16 protein-coding genes are annotated in these 19,782 nt (G+C 63.5%); 5 read left to right on the top strand and 11 right to left on the bottom strand.

What is annotated here, in order from left to right:
- Positions 1–58 precede the first annotated feature (58 nt).
- The gene (locus tag AC3CB8_RS08075) at positions 59–1,315 is read left to right on the top strand and encodes an Hsp70 family protein (RefSeq protein ID WP_023773007.1); all 1,257 of its coding nucleotides are present in this window, start codon (positions 59–61) and stop codon (positions 1,313–1,315) included.
- 2 nt (positions 1,316–1,317) lie between these two features.
- On the opposite strand, the gene AC3CB8_RS08070 is transcribed toward AC3CB8_RS08075, so the two are convergent.
- A complete protein-coding gene (locus tag AC3CB8_RS08070) occupies positions 1,318–2,220 on the bottom strand; it encodes a LysR family transcriptional regulator (RefSeq protein WP_023783454.1) in 903 nt (300 codons plus the stop codon).
- Between the two features lie 278 nt (positions 2,221–2,498).
- Between AC3CB8_RS08070 and AC3CB8_RS08065 the strand changes: the two genes are divergently transcribed.
- The 3 genes from AC3CB8_RS08065 to AC3CB8_RS08055 are packed head-to-tail and all read left to right on the top strand — an operon-like array spanning position 2,499 to position 7,099.
- The gene (locus AC3CB8_RS08065; protein ID WP_031241047.1) at positions 2,499–5,429 is read left to right on the top strand and encodes a molybdopterin oxidoreductase family protein; all 2,931 of its coding nucleotides are present in this window, start codon (positions 2,499–2,501) and stop codon (positions 5,427–5,429) included.
- Entirely contained in the window at positions 5,426–6,160 is a 735-nt protein-coding gene (locus AC3CB8_RS08060) for a 4Fe-4S dicluster domain-containing protein (protein ID WP_023773010.1), read from the top strand. The genes AC3CB8_RS08065 and AC3CB8_RS08060 overlap by 4 nt, the downstream gene beginning before the upstream one ends.
- Before the next feature lie 3 nt (positions 6,161–6,163).
- Positions 6,164–7,099, top strand: a complete 936-nt coding sequence (locus AC3CB8_RS08055; RefSeq protein WP_352563211.1) for a dimethyl sulfoxide reductase anchor subunit family protein — start codon at positions 6,164–6,166, stop codon at positions 7,097–7,099.
- Positions 7,100–7,102: 3 nt separating this feature from the next.
- On the opposite strand, the gene pdeM is transcribed toward AC3CB8_RS08055, so the two are convergent.
- The 5 genes from pdeM to AC3CB8_RS08030 all read right to left on the bottom strand — a co-directional run bounded on the left by pdeM (position 7,103) and on the right by AC3CB8_RS08030 (position 13,093).
- Positions 7,103–7,819 carry a ligase-associated DNA damage response endonuclease PdeM gene (gene pdeM / locus AC3CB8_RS08050; protein ID WP_352563212.1) on the bottom strand — a complete coding sequence of 239 codons (717 nt, stop codon included), beginning with the start codon at positions 7,817–7,819 and terminating at the stop codon, positions 7,103–7,105.
- A complete protein-coding gene (locus tag AC3CB8_RS08045; RefSeq protein WP_352563213.1) occupies positions 7,816–10,350 on the bottom strand; it encodes a ligase-associated DNA damage response DEXH box helicase in 2,535 nt (844 codons plus the stop codon). The genes pdeM and AC3CB8_RS08045 overlap by 4 nt, the downstream gene beginning before the upstream one ends.
- A 67-nt stretch (positions 10,351–10,417) precedes the next feature.
- Complete coding sequence (locus AC3CB8_RS08040; protein WP_352563214.1) at positions 10,418–11,278, bottom strand: C40 family peptidase; 861 nt, start codon at positions 11,276–11,278, stop codon at positions 10,418–10,420.
- 29 nt (positions 11,279–11,307) lie between these two features.
- Positions 11,308–11,658, bottom strand: a complete 351-nt coding sequence (locus AC3CB8_RS08035) for a MarR family winged helix-turn-helix transcriptional regulator (protein ID WP_023773016.1) — start codon at positions 11,656–11,658, stop codon at positions 11,308–11,310.
- A 70-nt stretch (positions 11,659–11,728) separates the two neighbouring features.
- Positions 11,729–13,093, bottom strand: a complete 1,365-nt coding sequence (locus tag AC3CB8_RS08030; RefSeq protein ID WP_352549925.1) for a leucyl aminopeptidase family protein — start codon at positions 13,091–13,093, stop codon at positions 11,729–11,731.
- Positions 13,094–13,219: 126 nt separating this feature from the next.
- Between AC3CB8_RS08030 and AC3CB8_RS08025 the strand changes: the two genes are divergently transcribed.
- The gene (locus AC3CB8_RS08025; protein WP_023783448.1) at positions 13,220–14,050 is read left to right on the top strand and encodes a tetratricopeptide repeat protein; all 831 of its coding nucleotides are present in this window, start codon (positions 13,220–13,222) and stop codon (positions 14,048–14,050) included.
- 88 nt (positions 14,051–14,138) lie between these two features.
- Here AC3CB8_RS08025 and AC3CB8_RS08020 read toward each other — a convergent pair whose 3' ends face one another.
- The 5 genes from AC3CB8_RS08020 to AC3CB8_RS08000 are packed head-to-tail and all read right to left on the bottom strand — an operon-like array spanning position 14,139 to position 19,780.
- Entirely contained in the window at positions 14,139–15,155 is a 1,017-nt protein-coding gene (locus tag AC3CB8_RS08020) for a type II secretion system F family protein (protein WP_023773019.1), read from the bottom strand.
- A 9-nt stretch (positions 15,156–15,164) separates the two neighbouring features.
- Entirely contained in the window at positions 15,165–16,178 is a 1,014-nt protein-coding gene (locus AC3CB8_RS08015) for a type II secretion system F family protein (protein WP_023773020.1), read from the bottom strand.
- A 29-nt stretch (positions 16,179–16,207) separates the two neighbouring features.
- Entirely contained in the window at positions 16,208–17,713 is a 1,506-nt protein-coding gene (locus tag AC3CB8_RS08010) for a TadA family conjugal transfer-associated ATPase (protein WP_023783447.1), read from the bottom strand.
- 23 nt (positions 17,714–17,736) lie between these two features.
- Positions 17,737–19,020, bottom strand: a complete 1,284-nt coding sequence (locus AC3CB8_RS08005; protein ID WP_352549940.1) for a CpaE/TadZ family protein — start codon at positions 19,018–19,020, stop codon at positions 17,737–17,739.
- Positions 19,021–19,051: 31 nt separating this feature from the next.
- Complete coding sequence (locus tag AC3CB8_RS08000) at positions 19,052–19,780, bottom strand: CpaD family pilus assembly protein (RefSeq protein ID WP_352563215.1); 729 nt, start codon at positions 19,778–19,780, stop codon at positions 19,052–19,054.
- Between the last annotated feature and the right edge of the window lie 2 nt (positions 19,781–19,782).

Here is a 19,782-nt window from a genome sequence, read left to right as displayed (position 1 = left end):
TGACAGCGCGACGCGTCGCCGCTGATTTGCCGCCGCGAAACAATGACAGGAGGCTGCGATGCATCAGGCATTCGGCGGCATTGACTTCGGCACGTCCAATTCCACGGTGGGCGTCATCCGGAACGGCAAGGCGCGGCTGGTCCTGCTGGAGGGCGAGCAGCCCACTTTGCCAAGTGCCGTGTTCTTCAATTTCGAGGACGGCCATACTTATTTCGGCCGCCGCGCGATCGGCGACTATACCGACAGCATCGAAGGCCGCCTGATGCGCTCATTGAAGAGCGTGCTCGGCAGTTCGCTCGCCCACGAGAAGACGCGGATCAAGGCACGCCAGATCGGCTTCATCGACATCATCGGCCTGTTCATCGGTCATCTGAGAACGCGGCTGGAAGAGGACGCCCACGGCGTCGTGGAGAGCGTGGTGCTCGGCCGCCCGGTGCAGTTCGTCGATGACGACGCGCAAGCCGACGCTGAGGCGCAAGGCGAACTCGAGAAGGCTGCCCGTGCCCAAGGCTTCAAGCATATCGCTTTCCAGTTCGAGCCGATCGCGGCGGCGCTCGATTACGAGCAGAAAGTGACACGCGAGGAACTGGCGCTGATCATCGACATGGGCGGCGGCACGTCCGACTTCTCGATCGTGCGGGTCTCGCCGGGGCGCGCGCGATCGACCGATCGCAAGGACGACATCCTGGCCAGCCGCGGCATCCATATCGGCGGCACCGATTTCGACCGGCTGCTGAGCATCGCCCATGTCATGCCACAGCTCGGGTACCTGTCGCCGACCAAGGACGGCAAGCGCAATCTGCCGGCCAGCTACTTCATCGATCTCGCCACATGGCAGCGCATCAATTTGGTCTATACCGCCAAGGCGATGACGCATCTGCGCCAGATCCGCTACGAGGCCGTGCGCGCCGACCTGGTCGACCGCTTCATCCATATCGTCGAGCACCGCTACGGGCACGCGCTGGCGGCGCTGGTCGAGAAAGCCAAGATAGAGCTGACCGACATGTCATCGGCGGAAGTGGCGGTGAAGCTGCCGGGCGCGGCGTTCGCCGCCGGGATCACGCGCGACGGACTGGAGGCCACGATCGCTCGGGACATCGAGCGGGTTACCGAAACGGTGGCGCGGACCATCCGCGACGCCGGGGTCAAGCCCTCCGACATCACCGCGGTGTTCCTGACCGGCGGATCGACGGCGATCCCGCTGGCAAGGCGGGAAATCCTGTCGCTGGTGCCGCGGGCTTCCGTCATAGAAGGCGATATGTTCGGATCGGTCGGGCTCGGCCTGGCGCTCGATGCGCAGCGGAAGTTCGGCTGAACCTAGCCCAACGTGGACCCGTTCGCCTCCGCGGCCAGATGCGCCTTCAGCGCCATCTGGGCCAGGCTTGCCTGACGGTCGCGATGGGTGATCATGGCGAAGTCGCGCTTCGGCAATTCGATCGGCACGGCTCTCAGGCTCCCCTCGGCGACCGCGCGCCCGACGACCAGCTCCGAAATGATGGTCGCGCCGGCACCCGCCTCGACAGCCTGGCGGACCGCCTCGTTGCTGGGCAGCACCAGGAATATCCGGAGGTCGGCAAGCGAAATCCCCTCGCGGCGCGCCAGATCCTCCAGCACCTCACGCGTGCCGGAGCCGCCCTCACGGATGATCCAGCGGAGGCCGGTGATGTCGGGGCGGCCCGGCGCCATTTCGGCGATCTCTGGATGGGAGCTGGCAACGACCAGCATCAGCCGGTCGGTATCGACCTTGACGCGGCGCAATAAGTCGGACTCGGTGCGCCCTTCGACCAGGCCGAGATCGGCGGTTCCATCCAGCACGCTGGCCTCGACCTGCCTTGTGTTGCCGATGGTGACGCTAAGCCTGACAGCCGGATAGGCCTCGTGGAAAGAGGCCAGCCGGCGCGGCAGCCAGTAGCTGGCGATGGTCAGGCTGGCGGCGATGGAGAGGCTGCCGGCGACCGTTTGCGAAACATGTTCCAGGACATTGCGCGCGGCGGCGGCCCGCTCCAGCACGGCCTTGGCCTCCGGCAGGAACCGATGACCGGTCTGAGCCAGCTCGATGTTGCGGCCGACGCGGTTAAACAAATGGACGCCATGCTGCTCTTCCAAAGCGCGAATGGCCGCCGACGCGGCCGACTGGGAAATGCCCAGGAGCTCCGCCGCCTTGGTCATATGGCCGCGCTCCGCGACGGCGACGAAAATGCGCAACTGCTCCAGGGTCATGCCTGCATTAAGAACCAATATCGATCGAATTTACAAGAACAACTGATTAGACGGATCGATAGCTTTATTCTACTTTTCCGGTGGAAGTTAGAAAAAATTAGCCTGCAGGTCGCAAAGAGCAACATGATCGGGCGGTTCAGATCCCTGCTTGCGCATTGGAGCCGCAATATAAGGCGACGGCTGGCCGGCGACCGCTACCATCCCGAAGAACATTATATGCGCGGCCCCGGACCGAAGACGCGAGCCAAATCCGCTGGCCGCGCGAGCACCACGGGATTATGATGCACGGACCGCCGCGCGGCGCCAATTCAGCCCCCTCGCAACGCCCGCTTGCCGACACGCGGGCGCCTGATGAAGGCGACGGTGTCGACACCTCGCCTGATGTTTCCGACAGGATCGCCAAGACGACCTGCTACATGTGCGCCTGCCGCTGCGGCATCGATGTGCACATCAAGGACGGCACGGTCCGTTACATCAACGGCAACAAGGACCATCCGGTCAATCGCGGCGTAATCTGCGGCAAGGGCAGTTCCGGCATCATGCAGCACTACAGCCCGGCCAGGCTGAAGAAGCCATTGCTGCGCACCGGGCCGCGCGGCTCGGGTGAGTTCCGCGAGATCGAGTGGGAGGAGGCCTTCTCGATCGCCACCGAGCGGCTGTCGAACATCCGCCGGACCGATCCTAAAAAACTCGCTTTCTTCACAGGCCGTGACCAATCACAATCTCTTACAGGCTGGTGGGCGAGCCAGTTCGGCACGGCGAACTTCGCCGCCCATGGCGGCTTCTGTTCGGTGAACATGGCGGCGGGAGGCCTTTACACGATCGGCGGCTCGTTCTGGGAGTTCGGCGAGCCCGATTGGGACAGCACGAAATACTTCATGCTGTTCGGCGTTGCCGAGGACCATGATTCCAATCCGATCAAGATCGGACTGGGCAAGCTCAAGGCGCGCGGCGCCAAGATGGTGTCGATCAATCCATGCCGGACCGGCTACAATGCGATCGCCGACGACTGGATCGGCATCCGGCCCGGCACCGACGGGCTGTTCGTGTTCGCGCTGATCCACGAACTCTTGAAAGCCGGCCGCGTCGATCTCGATTATCTGCTCCGCTACACCAACGCACATGTCCTGGTTGTCCAGGAGCCGGGCGCGGCCGATGACGGGCTGTTCATGCGCGACAGCGACGGCAATCCGCTGGCATGGGACAGAGTGGCGAAGACCTCCGTCAACGCAGCCGATTCAAATGCAAAGCCGGCACTGACCGGCAGCTTCACGGTCGACGGGCGCAGGTGCCTTCCCGTGTTCCAGCTGATCGCAGACCGCTACATGGACGTCAGCTATTCGCCCGATGCGGTCGCGGAGCGTTGCGGCATCGCCGCCGGAACGATCCGCCGGATCGCCGCCGAACTGGCCCACGTCGCCTTCGAGCAGGCGATCGAACTGCCGGTGGCATGGACCGACTGGGCCGGGCGCCGGCATGATACGATCAAGGGACGGCCCGTTTCGATGCATGCCATGCGCGGCATCTCGGCCCATTCCAATGGCTTTCACACCTGTCGCGCCATCCACCTGCTGCAGGTTCTGCTGGGCACGGTAGACGTGCCGGGCGGCTTCCGCTTCAAGCCGCCCTACCCCCGGTCGGCGCCGCCCGGCCCAAAGCCCTGCGGCAAGGATGTCAGGCCGATGACGCCGCTCGACGGCATGCCGCTCGGTTTCGTCTGTGGACCCGACGATCTGCTGGTCGACGAAGCGGGTACGCCGCTGCGCATCGACAAGGCCTATTCGTGGGATTCGCCGCTTGCGGCGCATGGGCTGATGCACACAGTCATCCGTAACGCCTGGGCCGGTGATCCCTACCCGATCGACACGCTGATGATGTACATGTCGAACATGGCCTGGAATTCCTCGATGAACACCGTCGAGACCATGGCCATGCTCACCGACCATGATGAAGCGGGCAACTACAAGATCCCCTTCATCATCTATTCCGATGCCTACTACTCCGAGACCGTGCCGTTCGCGGACCTGGTCCTGCCCGACACCACCTATCTCGAGCGTCATGACTGCATCAGCCTGCTTGACCGGCCGATCAGCCATGCCGACGGGCCGGGCGACGCCATTCGCCATCCGGTCGTCGAGCCCGACCGCGACGTCAGGCCCTTCCAGTCGGTGCTGATCGAACTCGGCGCGCGGCTTGGCCTGCCCGGCTTCGTCGATGACGACGGCTCGCCGAAGTACCGCGACTATGCCGACTACATCGTCAATCATGAACGCACGCCCGGCATCGGCCCGCTCGCAGGTTGGCGCGGCAAGGACGAAAGCTCGATCGGCAAGGGCGACGTCAACCCCAACCAGTTGCAACGCTACATCGACAATGGCGGGTTCTGGCACCACGATTTCACTGAGGACCAGCGCTACTACAAGATGGCCAACCGCTCCTATCTCGACTTCGCGGTGCAACTGGGCTTCATCCCCAACGCCGAGCCGATCGTCTTCCAGCTCTATTCCGAACCGATGCAGCGTTTTCGGCTGGCCGCGCGTGGTCATGGCCGGGTGGTGCCGCCCGCAAGCGAACGCAAGCGCGTCGAGACCTACATGGACCCGCTGCCGTTCTGGTACATGCCGTTCGAGGAAGCGTCCGTCGACCAGGAAAAATACCCGCTGCACGCGCTGACGCAGCGGCCCATGCACATGTACCATTCCTGGGGTTCGCAAAACGCGTGGTTGCGGCAGATCACCAGCCAGAACCGGCTGTTCGTGCATCACCGGACCGCGGCTGGCCTTGCCCTTGCCGACGACGACTGGGTCTGGATCGAAAGCATCAACGGCAAAGTGAAAGGGCAGATCAAGCTGGTCGACGGCGTGAACGAAAGCACAGTGTGGACCTGGAACGCGATCGGCAAGCGACGCGGCAGCTGGGGGCTGAAAGACGATGCCGCCGAAAGCAATCGCGGCTTCCTGCTCAATCACATCATCGGAGACCAGACCTTGGCCGACGCGCAGGGCAAGCGTTATTCGAATTCCGATCCGGTCACGGGACAGGCGGCGTGGTTCGATCTGCGCGTGCGCATCGTCAAATGCGCGGCGGAGGAGGCCGGCTTCACCGAACCGCAATTCGAGCGTTTTCAACAGCCGCCGCATTTCGAACCCTCGCCAGACAAGCTCACTTTCGGCGCCGAGTTTCGGCAGGCAAGAGAGGCGGCCGAATGACCTGTCTTCCAAGTCCGGGCGGCAAGAAGCTTGGCCTCGTCATCGACCTCGACACCTGTGTCGGCTGCCAGGCCTGCGTCACCGCCTGCAAGGAGTGGAACACAGGCGGCCACATGGCGCCGCTGACCGACATCGATCCCTATGGGGGCCATGTCGATGGGGTCTGGTTCAACCGCGTGCACAGTTACGAGCACATCACCGAGATGGGTGGGCGCACGGTCAACTTCCCGCGTTCCTGCCTGCATTGCGAGACGCCGGCCTGCGTCACCGTCTGCCCGACCGGCGCGTCCTACAAGCGCGCCTCCGACGGCATTGTGCTGATCGACGAGGACAAGTGCATCGGCTGCAAATTGTGCAGCTGGGCCTGCCCTTACGGCGCGCGCGAATTCGATGGCGATGTCGGCGTGATGAAGAAATGCACGCTCTGCGTCGACCGCATCTATAACGACAATCTGGCCGAGGGGGATCGCGTACCGGCCTGCGTCGCCGCCTGCCCGACCAGCGCCCGGCATTTCGGCGACCTCGGCGATCCCCAATCCCCCGTTTCGCAACTGGTGGCGGAGCGCGGCGGTGTCGACCTGATGCCGGAACTCGGCTATCACCCGACCAACAAATACCTGCCGCCGCGCGCTCACACGCAGCGTGCCGCATCGGTGCCCGCTCCCGCGCTGGAGCCGCTGCGGGCCGAGGGCGGTTTCCTTGGCTGGGTCGACCGCATGCTTTCGAACTAGCCCATGCATCCCGCCTTCTCCGTCGTCTTCTTCACCGCCGCCACCGGTGCCGGCTACGGCCTGCTGGCATTGCTCGGCGTGCTTGCCCCATCTGGTGTGATCCCGGCCGATTTCTGGCTGGGGCTCATTGGCCTCGGCTTGGCGCTTGGCCTGATCGCCGCCGGCCTGTTGTCATCGACCGGTCATCTCGGCAGGCCCGAACGTGCCTGGCGGGCGTTCTCGCAGTGGCGCAGCTCATGGCTGTCACGCGAAGGCGTCGCCTCGGTCGCCACCTTCATCCCCGCAGGCCTTTTCGGCGTGGGCTGGATCTTCCTTGGCCGCCTCGACGGCTGGGTGGCGGTCGCGGGCGTCCTGGCCGCCTTCGGCGCCATAGCCACGGTCTGCATGACCGGCATGATCTATGCCTCGCTGAAACCCATCGCCCAGTGGCACAGCCCCTACACCTTGCCCGGCTATCTCATCTTCTCGGCGATGAGCGGCACCGTGCTTCTGAACGTTGTGATGCAAGGATTTGCTCTCGGCTCGAAAATGCTTCTGGCGGCTTCCGCGCTGCTCATTTTGCTCGGCTGGGGCTGGAAGCTGGCGACGTGGCGCTACAATGACCGGCTGGAAATCCCGACGACCGCCAACACGGCGACCGGGCTCTCCGGCGGCATGGTGCAATCCCTGGAATGGCCGCATACCGAGGAGAACTACCTGCTCAAGGAAATGGGTTTTCGCATCGCGCGCAAGCACAGCGCAAAGCTGCGCCGGATCACGCAGGCGCTGGCCTTCGGTTTGCCCATCCTGTTGCTGCTTGCCGCCTTCGCCTTGCCCTGGCCGATCGCGGCGGCGCTCTCGGCGCTGGCCACGATCGCCCAGTTCGCCGGCATGCTGGTCGAACGCTGGCTGTTCTTCGCCGAAGCGAAGCACACGGTCATGCTCTACTACGGGCGATAGATCTCAGCCTGGCCGCAGCATCGAGTGCGAGATGGCGAAGATGCGCTCGGTGCCGAGCATGTAAGCCATCAGCGACTCCAGCCGGAACAGCCCGGCATAGGCGCGGTCGAGCACGTTGAGCGAACCGGTATAGGCGCCGAAGGCCGGCATGATCATGCGGCCGCCATCACCGGCAAAGCAGCGCCTGCGCACCGAACGGCCTTGTTGCACGATGCGGGCGCAGGGGTGCAGATGACCCGAGATTTCGCCCTCGATCCTCACCTTCGATGGCTCGTGCCGGAACAGCAGCGAGCCTATGGCTAGTTCCCGCACGGTCTCGCCAGGTAGATCCGCGGGCGCTTCGGGGTCGTGATTGCCGGCGACCCAGAACCAGTCGCGGCCCGCCATCAGCGCTTCCAGCCGTTCGCGGAAGCTCGAATGCATGCGCGCGGCGCCGCCGCCGTCGTGGAAGGAGTCACCCAGGCTGATGACGATCGACGGCTGGTAGTCCGATATGACCGCCTGCAGCCTGAGCAGGGTCGCGCCAGTGTCGTAGGGCGGGATGAGCGTGCCGCGCCTTGCCAGGGACGACCCCTTCTCCAGATGCAGGTCCGAAACTGTCAGCAACTTGAGCTCGGGGAAATACAGCACGCCGCGCGGATCGCAGACCGCGCGCTCGCCCGCGATGCCGACGAGATCGGCCTCGGCAATCAGCGATGTGCGCGCCAGCGAGAAATTCATTCATCAACCATCCCAGGCCCCATGGCCTCTTCAACCAGTGTCGCCGCGTCCATCAGCAGCGTTTCATCGGCCTCGCCGTTCACCGGCATCTTGCCGATTTCGAGCATGATCGGCACGGCAAGCGGCGATATCTGCTCGAGCGCCTTATGCATGATTCGACCCTGGATGCGCGAGAGCATGTCCGCAAGTCTGCTGACATCGAGCAGGCCGGTCGCCGCGTCGGCACGCGTCGCCTGAAGCAGGATGTGGTCCGGCTCATGGCTGCGCAGCACATCGTAGATCAGGTCGGTCGACACGGTGACCTGGCGACCGCTCTTCTCCTGGCCGGGGTGGCGTTTTTCGATCAGCCCCGAGATCAGCGCACAATTGCGGAAAGTGCGCTTGAGAAGCCAGCTATCGGCCAGCCAGGCTTCCAGATCGTCGCCCAGCATGTCCTGGTCGAACAGCGCGCCCAGTGAAGGTTTCCTGGCTTTGAACATCGCGCCCATGTCGCCCAGCGACCATATGGCCAAGGCATAATCGGTGGCGACAAAGCCAAGCGGCCTGACGCCCGCCCTGTCGAGGCGACGGGTGAGCAACATGCCAAGCGTCTGGTGCGCCAGCCTGCCCTCAAAGGGATAGGCGACCAGGTAATGGCGGTTGCCGCGCGGAAAGGTCTCGATCAGCAAATCGTCGCGCTTGGGCAGCATGGACTTGTCCGACTGGAACCGCAGCCAGTCGGCCACCTGCTCCGGCAGCTTCGTCCAGCGCCGCGGATCGTCCAGCATGATGCGGACCTGCTCTGCGAGGTAGGTCGAGAGCGGGAATTTGCCGCCGCCATAATAGGGTACCTTGGCGTCGCTGCCGGGCGCGTTCGACACGAAGCACTCATTCTCGCGGATGCCCTCGAAACGCAGCACCTTGCCGGCGAACATGAAAGTATCGCCATGCGTCAAGGTCTCGAGAAACGCCTCCTCGATCTTGCCGAGCACGCGGCCGCCGTGCGACGCCGCGCCTTTGCTGCCGGCCTTGACGTAACGAACGTTGAGCGCGGGCACCTCGATGATGGTGCCGACATTGAGCCTGTATTGCTGGGCGACGCGCGGATTGGAGACCCGCCACAGCCCGTCCTTGTTGAGGCGGATGCGGGCATAGCGCTCATAGTTCTTCAGTGCGTAGCCACCGGTGGCGACGAAATCGATGACACGGTCGAAGGTCGGCCGATCGAGGCCGGCATAGGGTGCCGCCGTCCGTACCTCCTCGTACAGGTCACCGGCGCGGAACGGTGCGCCGCAGGCGCAGCCGAGCACATGCTGGGCCAGCACGTCGAGCCCGCCATTGACCAGTGGCGGCGTATCCTGCGCGCCGAGATAATTGGCGTCGAGTGCGGCCCGGCACTCCAGAACCTCGAAACGATTTGCGGGGATCAGGATCGCCTTGGACGGCTCATCCATGCGGTGGTTGGCACGACCGATGCGCTGTGCCAACCGGCTGGCGCCCTTCGGAGCACCGACATGCACGACCAGGTCGACATCGCCCCAGTCGATGCCGAGATCGAGCGTCGATGTGGCGACGATGGCGCGCAGAGCGTTCTCGCCCATTGCCTTCTCGACGCGCCGGCGCTGGGCGACGTCGAGCGAGCCATGATGCAGGGCGATCGGCAATGTGTCCTCGTTGACGCGCCACAACTCCTGGAACAGCAGCTCCGCCTGGCTGCGTGTGTTGACGAACAGCAAGGTCGTCTTGTGGCGCTTGATCTCGCGGTAGATTTCCGGCGTGGCGTAGCGAGCCGAGTGCCCCGCCCAGGGCACGCGTTCCTCGGAATCGAGGATCGAGATTTCGGGCTTGGCACCACCGGTCACAGTGATCAATTCCGCCATCTCACCCGGTGGGTTCTGGCTGACCAGCCAGCGCCGCAATTCGTCCGGCTCGGCCACCGTCGCCGACAGGCCGATCGTCTGCAGGCTTGGGACGAAGCTGCGCAACCGCGCCAGGCCGAGCGCCAAAAGATGGCCGCGTTTCGACGTCACCAGCGAATGCAACTCGTCGAGCACGACATAGCGCAGATCCTCAAAGAAGCGTCTCGCGTCGCCTGCCGCGATCAGCAGCGCCAGTTGCTCCGGCGTGGTGAGCAGAATGTCGGGCGGCGCAAGCTTCTGGCGCTGGCGCTTGTGGGCGGGGGTGTCGCCGGTGCGCGTTTCGATGGTGACGGGCAAGCCGATCTCCTCGACCGGCTTGCCGAGATTGCGCTCGATGTCGACGGCCAGTGCCTTCAACGGCGAGATGTACAGCGTGTGGATGCCGCGCCGCGCCTGGCCTGGTTTTCGCCTTGGCCTGACGGCCAGTTCGGTCAGCGACGGCAGAAAGCCGGCCAGCGTCTTGCCGGCGCCGGTCGGCGCGATAAGCAGTACCGATTGCCCCGCTTGGGCCTTCGCCAGGAGTTCGATCTGATGGGCGCGCGGCGACCAGCCTTTCTCGCCGAACCATTTTAGAAATGGCTCGGGCAGGACGACTGCGGCATTCTGGTCGGCGAGGCGCGGCTCAACTGTCACGTGCCAGAGGTAGCGCGGCGACAGGCAATCGCCAAGCAGAATCGGAACAAAAGGGGATCGAAAACCCTTACGGGCGCCGGAACCCTGTCGGCCCACCATAGAGATAACCGATGCGGGCGATTGCTTCCTTCAGTCCTTCACGCGACACAAGCATGGTGTGGCCATTGGCGTGGATCATGGTTTCGGCGTCGGTCATGATGGCGACATGCCCTTTCCAGAACACCAGGTCACCACGTCGCAGCCCCGAAAAATCAGGGCCCGGTTCGAGCGGCTCGCCGATGCTTACCGCCTGCATGTCGGAATCGCGCAGCACATCCCTGCCCGCCATGCGCATGGCCAGTTGCACCAGGCCTGAGCAATCGATGCCGAAGCCGGAAACACCGCCCCATAGATAGGGCGTGCCCAGAAACATCTCGGCCACGGACACATAGTCGCCGGCCCCTTCGCCGATCGGCTGCAGATGGCCAGCGATCACGGCTTTACCGGAGGGCAGCAGTGCATAATGCGTGCCCCGTGTTTCAGCGGCACCCGTCACGGTTACGGTCGATCCCATGGACAATTGTCCGGCAATCGGAAAGCGCAGGTCCGGACCGGGATAGAGGAACGTGCGTGGCACCGAAACGATATGAGTAGACGCATGGTCACGCCTGCCCAGCATGGCATCGGCGACATAGCCGACATAGCCATCGCGTTCGCCCTGGACCCAAGCCCAGCCTTCGGTTTGCTCGAAAACGAGAACATCGTCGCCGAAAAGGAACTGCGTGTTGATGCCAGCGTCGGGCCGCGGCCCCTTGCGCAGATCGGCCACCGAGGCGGCAATGCGCGCCGGTCGGCCGGCGACGAAACGGTCGGCTGTCACCTCGCCTTTCAGCCGCGCATCGGCAAGGTCGGAGCGGAAGGCGTGGAGGCGGGCGTCCCTGGCAGTCAAATCGTCAAATCCGGTCAAATGGAAATCGGTTACATCGGCAGTTCGTGGGCCTTGGCGATGATACCATCTCCGAAGCGCTCGACAAAGAGCGCGCCTTCGACGGTGCGCTTGATCAGGACGTTGCGCTTGTCGAGTTCGTCGCGATGGCGCGACACCAGCTTCAGCGCGCCCATCGTGTCGAGCGCGCGGGTGATCACCGGCTTGGTGACATTGAGGCGGGCGGCAAGCCCGCGCACGGTGTGCGGCGGCGGATCGAGGTAGATGGTGAACAGGATCGCCGTCTGACGCATGGTGAGATCAGGCGCGTCCTCGCGCACCTGCGACAGCATCACTTGCTGCCACAGTCGCAGGGCCTGGCTTGGGCGCATCGCAATCGACATCGCGCCAGCATGACGGCAAATTGTTTCGGTTCCGTTTCAGTTCTCGAAATTGCCGACTTGCTCTCGGCAATCAGCCATAGCGCGTCGAGATGATCCGCTCCAGCGTCCGGATCCCCTGCGCCTCGCCACCGGCCGGGGCATGCGGGCGATCGGCGGGGTTCCAGGCGAAGATGTCGAAATGCGCCCAGCTTGCCGTCTTCTCGACGAAGCGCTTTAGGAACAGCGCCGCGGTGATCGAGCCGGCGAAACCATCTGATGTGACATTGTTGATGTCGGCTATCTTCGACGACAGTTTCGAGTCGTAAGGCCGCCATAACGGCATGCGCCACAGCGGGTCCTCGACCGCCAGCGATGCCGCCGCCAGCTCGGAGGCAAGCGCCTCGTCATCGGTGTAGAAGGGCGGCAGGTCGGGGCCAAGCGCGACGCGGGCGGCGCCGGTCAGCGTCGCCATGTCGATGAGAAGTTGCGGCTCCTCGTCATCGGCCAGCGCCAGTGCGTCTCCCAGCACCAGCCTACCCTCGGCGTCCGTGTTGCCGATCTCGACAGTGATGCCCTTGCGGCTCGCCAGCACGTCGCCCGGGCGGAAAGCGTTGCCGGCGATCGAATTCTCGACCGCGGGGATCAGCACGCGCAGCCGCACGTTGAGCCCGGCGGCCATGATCATCGAGGCCAGGCCCAGCACGTTGGCGGCGCCACCCATGTCCTTCTTCATCAACAGCATGCCTGACGATGGCTTGATGTCGAGGCCGCCCGTGTCGAAGCAGACGCCCTTGCCGACCAGCGTCACCTTCGGCGCACCCTGCTGCCCCCACGTCATGTCGATCAGACGCGGCGCATCGGACGAAGCGCGGCCGACGGCATGGATCATCGGGAAGTTCTGTGCGAGCAGATCGTCGCCCTTGATGACGGAGACTTCGGCCTTGTGAACCCCAGCCACGGTCCGCACCGCCTTCTCCAGATCGTCCGGCCCCATGTCGTTGGTCGGTGTGTTGACCAGGTCGCGCGTCAGGAAAACACCGTCGACGATACGGCGAACGCGCCGCGCATCGACGCCGGCGGGCAATTCGAAGCGCAGCGCCTTGCCCGGTTTCTTGCCGTAGCGGGCAAAGACATAACCGCCGAGCACGATTGCAAGAGCCGCCAATTCCGGCTCCGCAGGCTTGGAGGCAAAATGCCAATCGCCCTCCGGCAAGGTTTTCGCCAGCGCACCGACGGCAAGCGCGCCGTCGCCGTCACCGAGACCGAACATGGCGCCGCCGAGCGCTCCGTTCTCGCCCGGCAGGATCAGCGTCCTGCCGGCCTCGCCGGAAAAGCCGTTTGCCTTGGCCCAAGCGACAATAGACGGCGACAGACCGGCCGTCTCCAGCCCGTCCCTGGCGATCAGATGGATCGGCAGCGGGTTCTTCAGCTTGCTCTCGACCAGTTCAACGGACATCAGATGTTTCTCCTGCCGAGTTTGCGAGTCGGCGCGTCTTAACCCTCCGTTAGGGTTAACAGAATATTTCTGCTGGAGGGAAGATGGCCACGCAATGGCCACGCATGAATGGAGGCCCAGGTGCCGATGCCGACCAACCGCACGATAGACCTCCGGGGAAAACGGCTCATTACCACGGCATTCATGCTGGCGCTCGCGGCGGGCGTTGCCGGTTGCGCGACCGACAAACTGACCACAGGCTCGATCGGACGCACCAGCGGCAAGCCGCTGGAAACGATGTCGGCGGGAGAATTGCACAATGCCACGGCCGCACTTGGCCAATCTTACGCGAGGAACCCCAACGACAAGCGGATAGCGACCAACTTCGCGGCGGCGCTGCAGATGGACGGCGATGCCGACCAGTCGCTCGCCGTGATGCGCAAGCTGGCGATCGCCTACCCCAAGGACCGCGAAGTTCTCGCGGCCTATGGCAAGGCATTGGCGGCCAATGGCCAGTTCGAGGCAGCGCTCGACGCCGTGCGCCGCGCACAAACGCCGGAATACCCCGACTGGAGGCTGGTGTCGGCGGAGGCGGCCATCCTCGATCAGGTCGGCCAGAAGGACGAAGCGCGCCAACTCTACCGCAAGGCCCTCGAACTCAAGCCGAACGAGCCATCGATCCTTTCCAATCTCGGCATGTCCTATGTGCTGGAAGGGGATCTGCGCACGGCCGAGACCTATATGCGCTCTGCCGCCCAGCAGCCGAATGCCGACAGCCGGGTGCGTCAGAACCTGGCGCTCGTTGTCGGGCTGCAGGGTCGCTTCGACGAAGCCGAGAAGATCGCCTCGCAAGAACTTTCCCCCGAACAGGCACAGGCCAACGTCGCCTATCTCAGGCAGATGCTGGCTCAGCAGAACGCCTGGAGCCAGCTTAAGGATCAGGACAAGGCGAAACCGGCGAAAGCCGCCACCAACTGATCGCCGCGCGCGGCGCCCGATCGCGCCAAACGAAAGAGCCGCGCGGCACTTTCCGCGCGGCTCTTTCGTTTGGATTGTGCGGATTCGCCTATTGGGTGCCGTTGCTTTGCGACTGGCCGAAGATGCCGCGCTGGCTGACCTGGATGCCGGCAGGGCCCAGGATGATGGCGAACAGCACCGGCAGGAAGAACAGGATCATCGGCACGGTGAGCTTGGGCGGCAGCGCGGCGGCCTTCTTCTCGGCCGCGTTCATGCGCATGTCTCGGCTTTCCGCGGCAAGCACGCGCAGCGCGTGCGCCACCGGTGTGCCGTAGCGCTCGGCCTGGACGAGCGCCTGCGACACGGACCTGACCGATTCCAGCCCCGTGCGACTTGCCAGGTTCTCGTAAGCCTGCTTGCGCTCCTGCAGATAGGAGAGTTCGGCGTTGGTCAGGATAAATTCTTCCGCCAGGGCCACCGATTGCGCGCCGATCTCGTCGGCAACCTTGCGCAGCGCGGCTTCCACCGACATGCCGGATTCCACGCAGATCAGCATCAGGTCGAGCGCATCCGGCCACGCCAGCTGGATCGACTGCTTGCGCTTGGTCGCGCGGTTGTTGACGTAGAGGACCGGCGCATAGAAGCCGCCATAGGCGACGAGAATGCAGACGAAAAGCCGGATCACCAATGGCTTGTCGGGCAACCCTCCGAGCACGAAAATATATAACAGACCCAGCGCGAAACCGACAAAAGGAAGCACCAGACGGAAGAACAAAAATCGCGTTAGCGGATTTTGCCCGCGAAAGCCGGCGACCTTGAGCTTTTGCAAAGTGGACTCGTCGGCCAATGCACGGCGCAGATCGAGCCGGTCGACAATGTTGCGCATACCGACCGACTGCTGCTCGCGCAGGCCCTTGCGGCGGCGATCGGCCTCGTTCGCAAGCCGCGCGCGCTGCTTGGCGCGAAGCTCGTCACGCTCCAGCGCGACCGACTTCATGCGGGCCTTCAGCTGGTTTCCGCCAAGCGCCGGCAGCAGCGTAAAAACGGTTGCGAACACGGCGACAGCGACCAGCATTGCAATCAGGAGGCTGGGATCCGTCAGTGATTTGATGACTTGTTCTGTCATGCGACGGCCCTAGACTTCAAAATTCATCATCTTGCGCATCACGAAGATGCCGATCGACATCCAGACGGCGGAAACACCGAGGATCAGATGGCCGACGCTGGTCGTGAACAGCGGCATCAGGTAGTTGGGACTGGAGAGATAGACGAGAAAGGCAACGATGAAAGGCAAGGCGCCGATGATGGCGGCGGACGCTTTCGCCTCCATCGACAGGGCCGCGACCTTGGCCTTCATCTTCTTGCGGTCGCGCAAAACGCGCGAAAGATTGCCTAACGCTTCGGAGAGATTGCCACCGGCTTGCGACTGGATCTGGATGACGATGCCGAAGAAGCTCGCCTCGGTGCATGGCATGGTTTCGGGCATGCGCAAGGTGGCGTCGGGGATCGACAGGCCCATCTGCTGCGAATCGACGATGCGGCGAAACTCGGTCTTGACCGGTTCAGGGGATTCGTTGGCGATCAGGCGGATGGCATCGTTCAGCGGCAGGCCGGACTTGACCGCCCGCACGATGACGTCGAGCGCGTTTGGAAATTCGTTGAGGAATGACTTGACGCGCCGGCTACGACGAAAAGAAACGAACCAACGCGGCAGGCCAAGCGCTCCGGCGAGCAGCACACCTGGCAAGACAATCATCGGCGCACCGGCCACGAACGCGACCACCGTCAGCGCGAGCCCGCAGATGGCCGAATAGATATAGAAACGTTCGATCGACACCTTCATCCCAGCCTGGCGAAGCTGCGCTTTCAGCGGCGGCTTCTTGACGGCGATGTCCTTGGATTTCTGCTTTTCATCGAGATCCTTCAGTGAATCCTGCACCGATTTGCGGCGCTTGGCGGCGTCGGCCGCCCGGTCGCGGGTGGCCTTGACGACGGAACGGTCCGTCTCGGCGGCCTTGATCGTTTCCAGCCGCCTGCCGGCCTGTTTCTCATTGCTGATCTGGTTGAACAGAAATACATAGGCGACCGCGCCGGCGCTGAAGCCGGCGAGTACGACAAACGCCAGTACGGTGCCGTCAATTCCAAACATCGACCAGAACCTTCACGCCTGTGAGTGCGTCAGTCAGCACGTTTCTCCATGGCCTCGAGCGCTATTGCGAGGCGCTGCTCTTCGCCGTAGTAGCGCGCGCGTTCCCAGAAATGCGGGCGGCCGATGCCGGTCGACACGTGTTCTCCCAGCAGTCTGCCGTTGGCGTCCTCGCCCTTGATGTTGTAGAGGACGATATCCTGGGTGATGACCACGTCGCCTTCCATTCCGATCACTTCGGTAATATGGGTAATGCGGCGCGACCCGTCGCGCAGGCGTGCCGCCTGGATGATCACGTCGATGGAGCCGACGACGATTTCACGCACGGTTTTCTGCGGCAGCGAATAGCCGCCCATGGCGATCATGGATTCGATACGGTTCAGGCATTCGCGCGGGCTGTTGGAGTGGATCGTGCCCATCGAGCCGTCATGGCCCGTGTTCATCGCCTGAAGCAGGTCGAAGACCTCGGGTCCGCGCACTTCGCCGACGATGATGCGTTCAGGCCGCATGCGCAGGCAATTCTTGACCAGGTCGCGCATCGTCACCTCGCCCTCGCCCTCGAGATTGGGCGGACGCGTTTCCAGGCGCACGACATGCGGCTGCTGCAGCTGTAGTTCGGCCGAGTCCTCACAGGTGATGACGCGCTCGTCGCGGTCGATGTAGTTGGTCAGGCAGTTGAGCAATGTCGTCTTGCCGGAGCCGGTGCCGCCCGAGATGACGATGTTGCAGCGGACACGGCCGATGATCTTGAGAACTTCTGCCCCTTGCGGAGAGATGGCGCCGAACTTGACCAGCTGATCGAGCGTTAGCTTGTCCTTCTTGAATTTGCGGATGGTGAGCGCGGTGCCATCGATGGCCAGCGGCGGCGCGATGACGTTGACGCGCGACCCGTCGGGGAGACGAGCGTCGCAGATCGGGCTGGATTCGTCGACGCGGCGGCCGACCTGGCTGACGATGCGCTGGCAGATATTGAGAAGCTGCTGGTTATCGCGAAATCGAATGCCCGTCTGCTCGACCTTGCCGTTTACTTCGATGTAGACGTTCTTGGACCCGTTGACCATGATGTCGGCGATGTCGTCGCGCGCCAGCAAAGGCTCGAGCGGCCCGTAGCCAAGCACGTCATTGCAGATGTCTTCGAGCAGTTCTTCCTGCTCGGCGATGGACATCGCGAAGTTCTTGATCGCGATGATGTCGTTGACGATGTCGCGGATTTCCTCGCGCGCGCTTTCCGGGTCGAGCTTGGCGAGTTGCGACAGGTCAATCGTATCGATGAGAGCCGAGAACACCTGGCTCTTTGTGTCATAATAGGTTTCGCTCTTTTCGCGGCCCTTCCTCGGTTCCGGCGCAATGGATGGCGCTTCGACCGCGCGCCTGGCCGGCGGCGCGACAGGTGCGCTCGGCTGAGGCGGGGCCGCGGGCCGTGCAAGAACCGCGGTGTCGGCCGAAACCGCGGCGGCCGGCGCAACCGTAGCCGGTGCCGGCTGGCGAAATTCCGGAGTGAACCGGTTGCCGTCGTCGTTGCCTCTTTTACCGAACATGACCGACTACCGACCCCATTGCGTCACTTCTTGTTGCGCGACAGCTTGCCGAGCAGACTGCCCAGGCCAGCCTTCTTCTTCGCCCGGATTTCGCTGCGGCCCGTCAGCACATGAGCAATCTCGTTGATCGTGGCCACAACCGGGTTCTTGGCATCCATCTCGCCCAGCATCCGCCCGTTGTTTGCGGCATTGCCGAACAGCAGGGGATCAAAGCCGATGACCGACATCGGTGTCAGGCCGAGCGGTTCGACGAAATCGGATGCCGAGATCTCCGGCCGCTTTGGCACGCCGGCCTGATTGATGATCAATTTCGGCGGCGGGTCGTTCGGACGAAGCCGTTTCAACATGTCGACCAGGTTCTTTGTGTTGCGCAGATTGGCCAGTTCCGGCGTCGCCGTGATGACGATCTCGTCAGCCTTGACCAGCGTGTTCTTGGCCCATCCCGTCCAGACATGGGGAACGTCGAGCACAAGCAGCGGCACGCTGCGCTGCGCGGTATCGACAAGCTGCGCGAAGGCATCGGGATCGAAGTCGTAGACGCGGTCCAGCGTCGAGGGCGCCGCAAGCAGCGACAGGTGCTCGGCGCATTGGGTCAACAGCCGGTCGAGATAGACTTCGTCTATGCGCTCGGGCGAGAACACCGCCTCGGCGATGCCCTGGGCCGGATCCTGGTCGAAATTGATGTTGGCGGTGCCGAAGGCGAGATCGAGGTCGGCGACAACGACCTCGGATTTGAACAGCGAGGACATTGCCCAGGCGACGTTGTGGGCGATCGTGGAAGAGCCGACGCCGCCCTTGGCGCCGACGAAAGCGACCGTGCGGCCGAGCGGTTCGGCATCCGGATCGACGAAGATCGACGACACGACGCTGACGATGTCGGCCATCGACACCGGCGCGATGACATATTCGGAGATGCCGGAACGGATGAGTTCGCGATAAAGACCGACATCATTGTAGTGACCGATCACCACCACTTTCGAGGATGGATCGCAGTATTCCGAGAGTTGGGCGAGCTGCTCAAGCAATTGCTTGGGTTCGCTGCGCGATTCCAGCAGGATCAGGTTGGGCGTCGGCGCCGACTGGTAGAATTCAATCGCCGTGGCGACGCCGCCCATATGGACCTTGAGATGCGCCTTGGTCATGCGACGGTCCTCGCCGGCGCGCTGGACCGGATTGGCAACGCCCTCGGTCTCGCAGAATGCCTGGATCGAAATGCGCGGAACCGGCCGCAACGTCTGCATCGCGGCGACGTCCTGCGGCGAGGTATCGCCGCCCTCGACGGTGGCGTCATAGGCAAGGCTGCTCATGGTTGGTTGCCCCTAGACTTTGCAGTCATAATCAGTAATCGACTTCTTGGCTGACCGGAGGCACTGCCAACGGAACTTTCCGATAGTCATCGATGACCTGACCACGCCGTTCCGCATCGATGGTGGTCTGCTTGCGCGGCCCGAGAAGATCATTTGGATTGGCCATCTGGGCGGCAAGATTGTTCTGATAGGAGCAGCCGAAATCGGCGTAGTGCTTGTTTTCCGAGGTGTCCACCAGGTCATCGGGCCAACGTCCGCATTTGTCGGTCTGTGCCCTCACCGCGATATAGGAAACGCGAACCGGGGCTGAGGCCTCGCTCGATCCAGCCTGATAGGAGACCACGATGATCCGGTCGCGCTTGACACCGGCGGCGACCGCGAGCCGGGCGAAATCGCGGCCGGCCGCCGTGGCGGCAAGCTCATTGGCGGATCCGCTTGGAACCTGGATCGTCAATGTCGGAGCGGCAGACTTGTCGTAACCGTCGAGGAACCCCAGAAGCGTGTCGCGCTGCGAGCCGGTCATGCCACGGTCGCCGGCGCCGACGGGAAGATCGATCTTCTGGTTCTTCTCCGCGATGACGATCGGATGATTGGTGCGATAGTCGTCGGGGATGGCGCCCACGGTAATGCTGTCGCGCTGGGCGCAACCGGCCAGCAGAGCCGTCAACGCTGCCGCGAGGATCGGAAGGGCCTGCAGGCCTGTCCGAGAACGACCGGAGCGCATCGCCATGGTCTTTGCCTTCAATGCTGACTGAGACATGT

This window comes from Mesorhizobium sp. P160927, assembly GCF_057766385.1.
The sequence above is the reverse complement of the archived record's forward strand: the minus strand, read 5'-3'. Positions and strand labels throughout refer to the sequence as shown.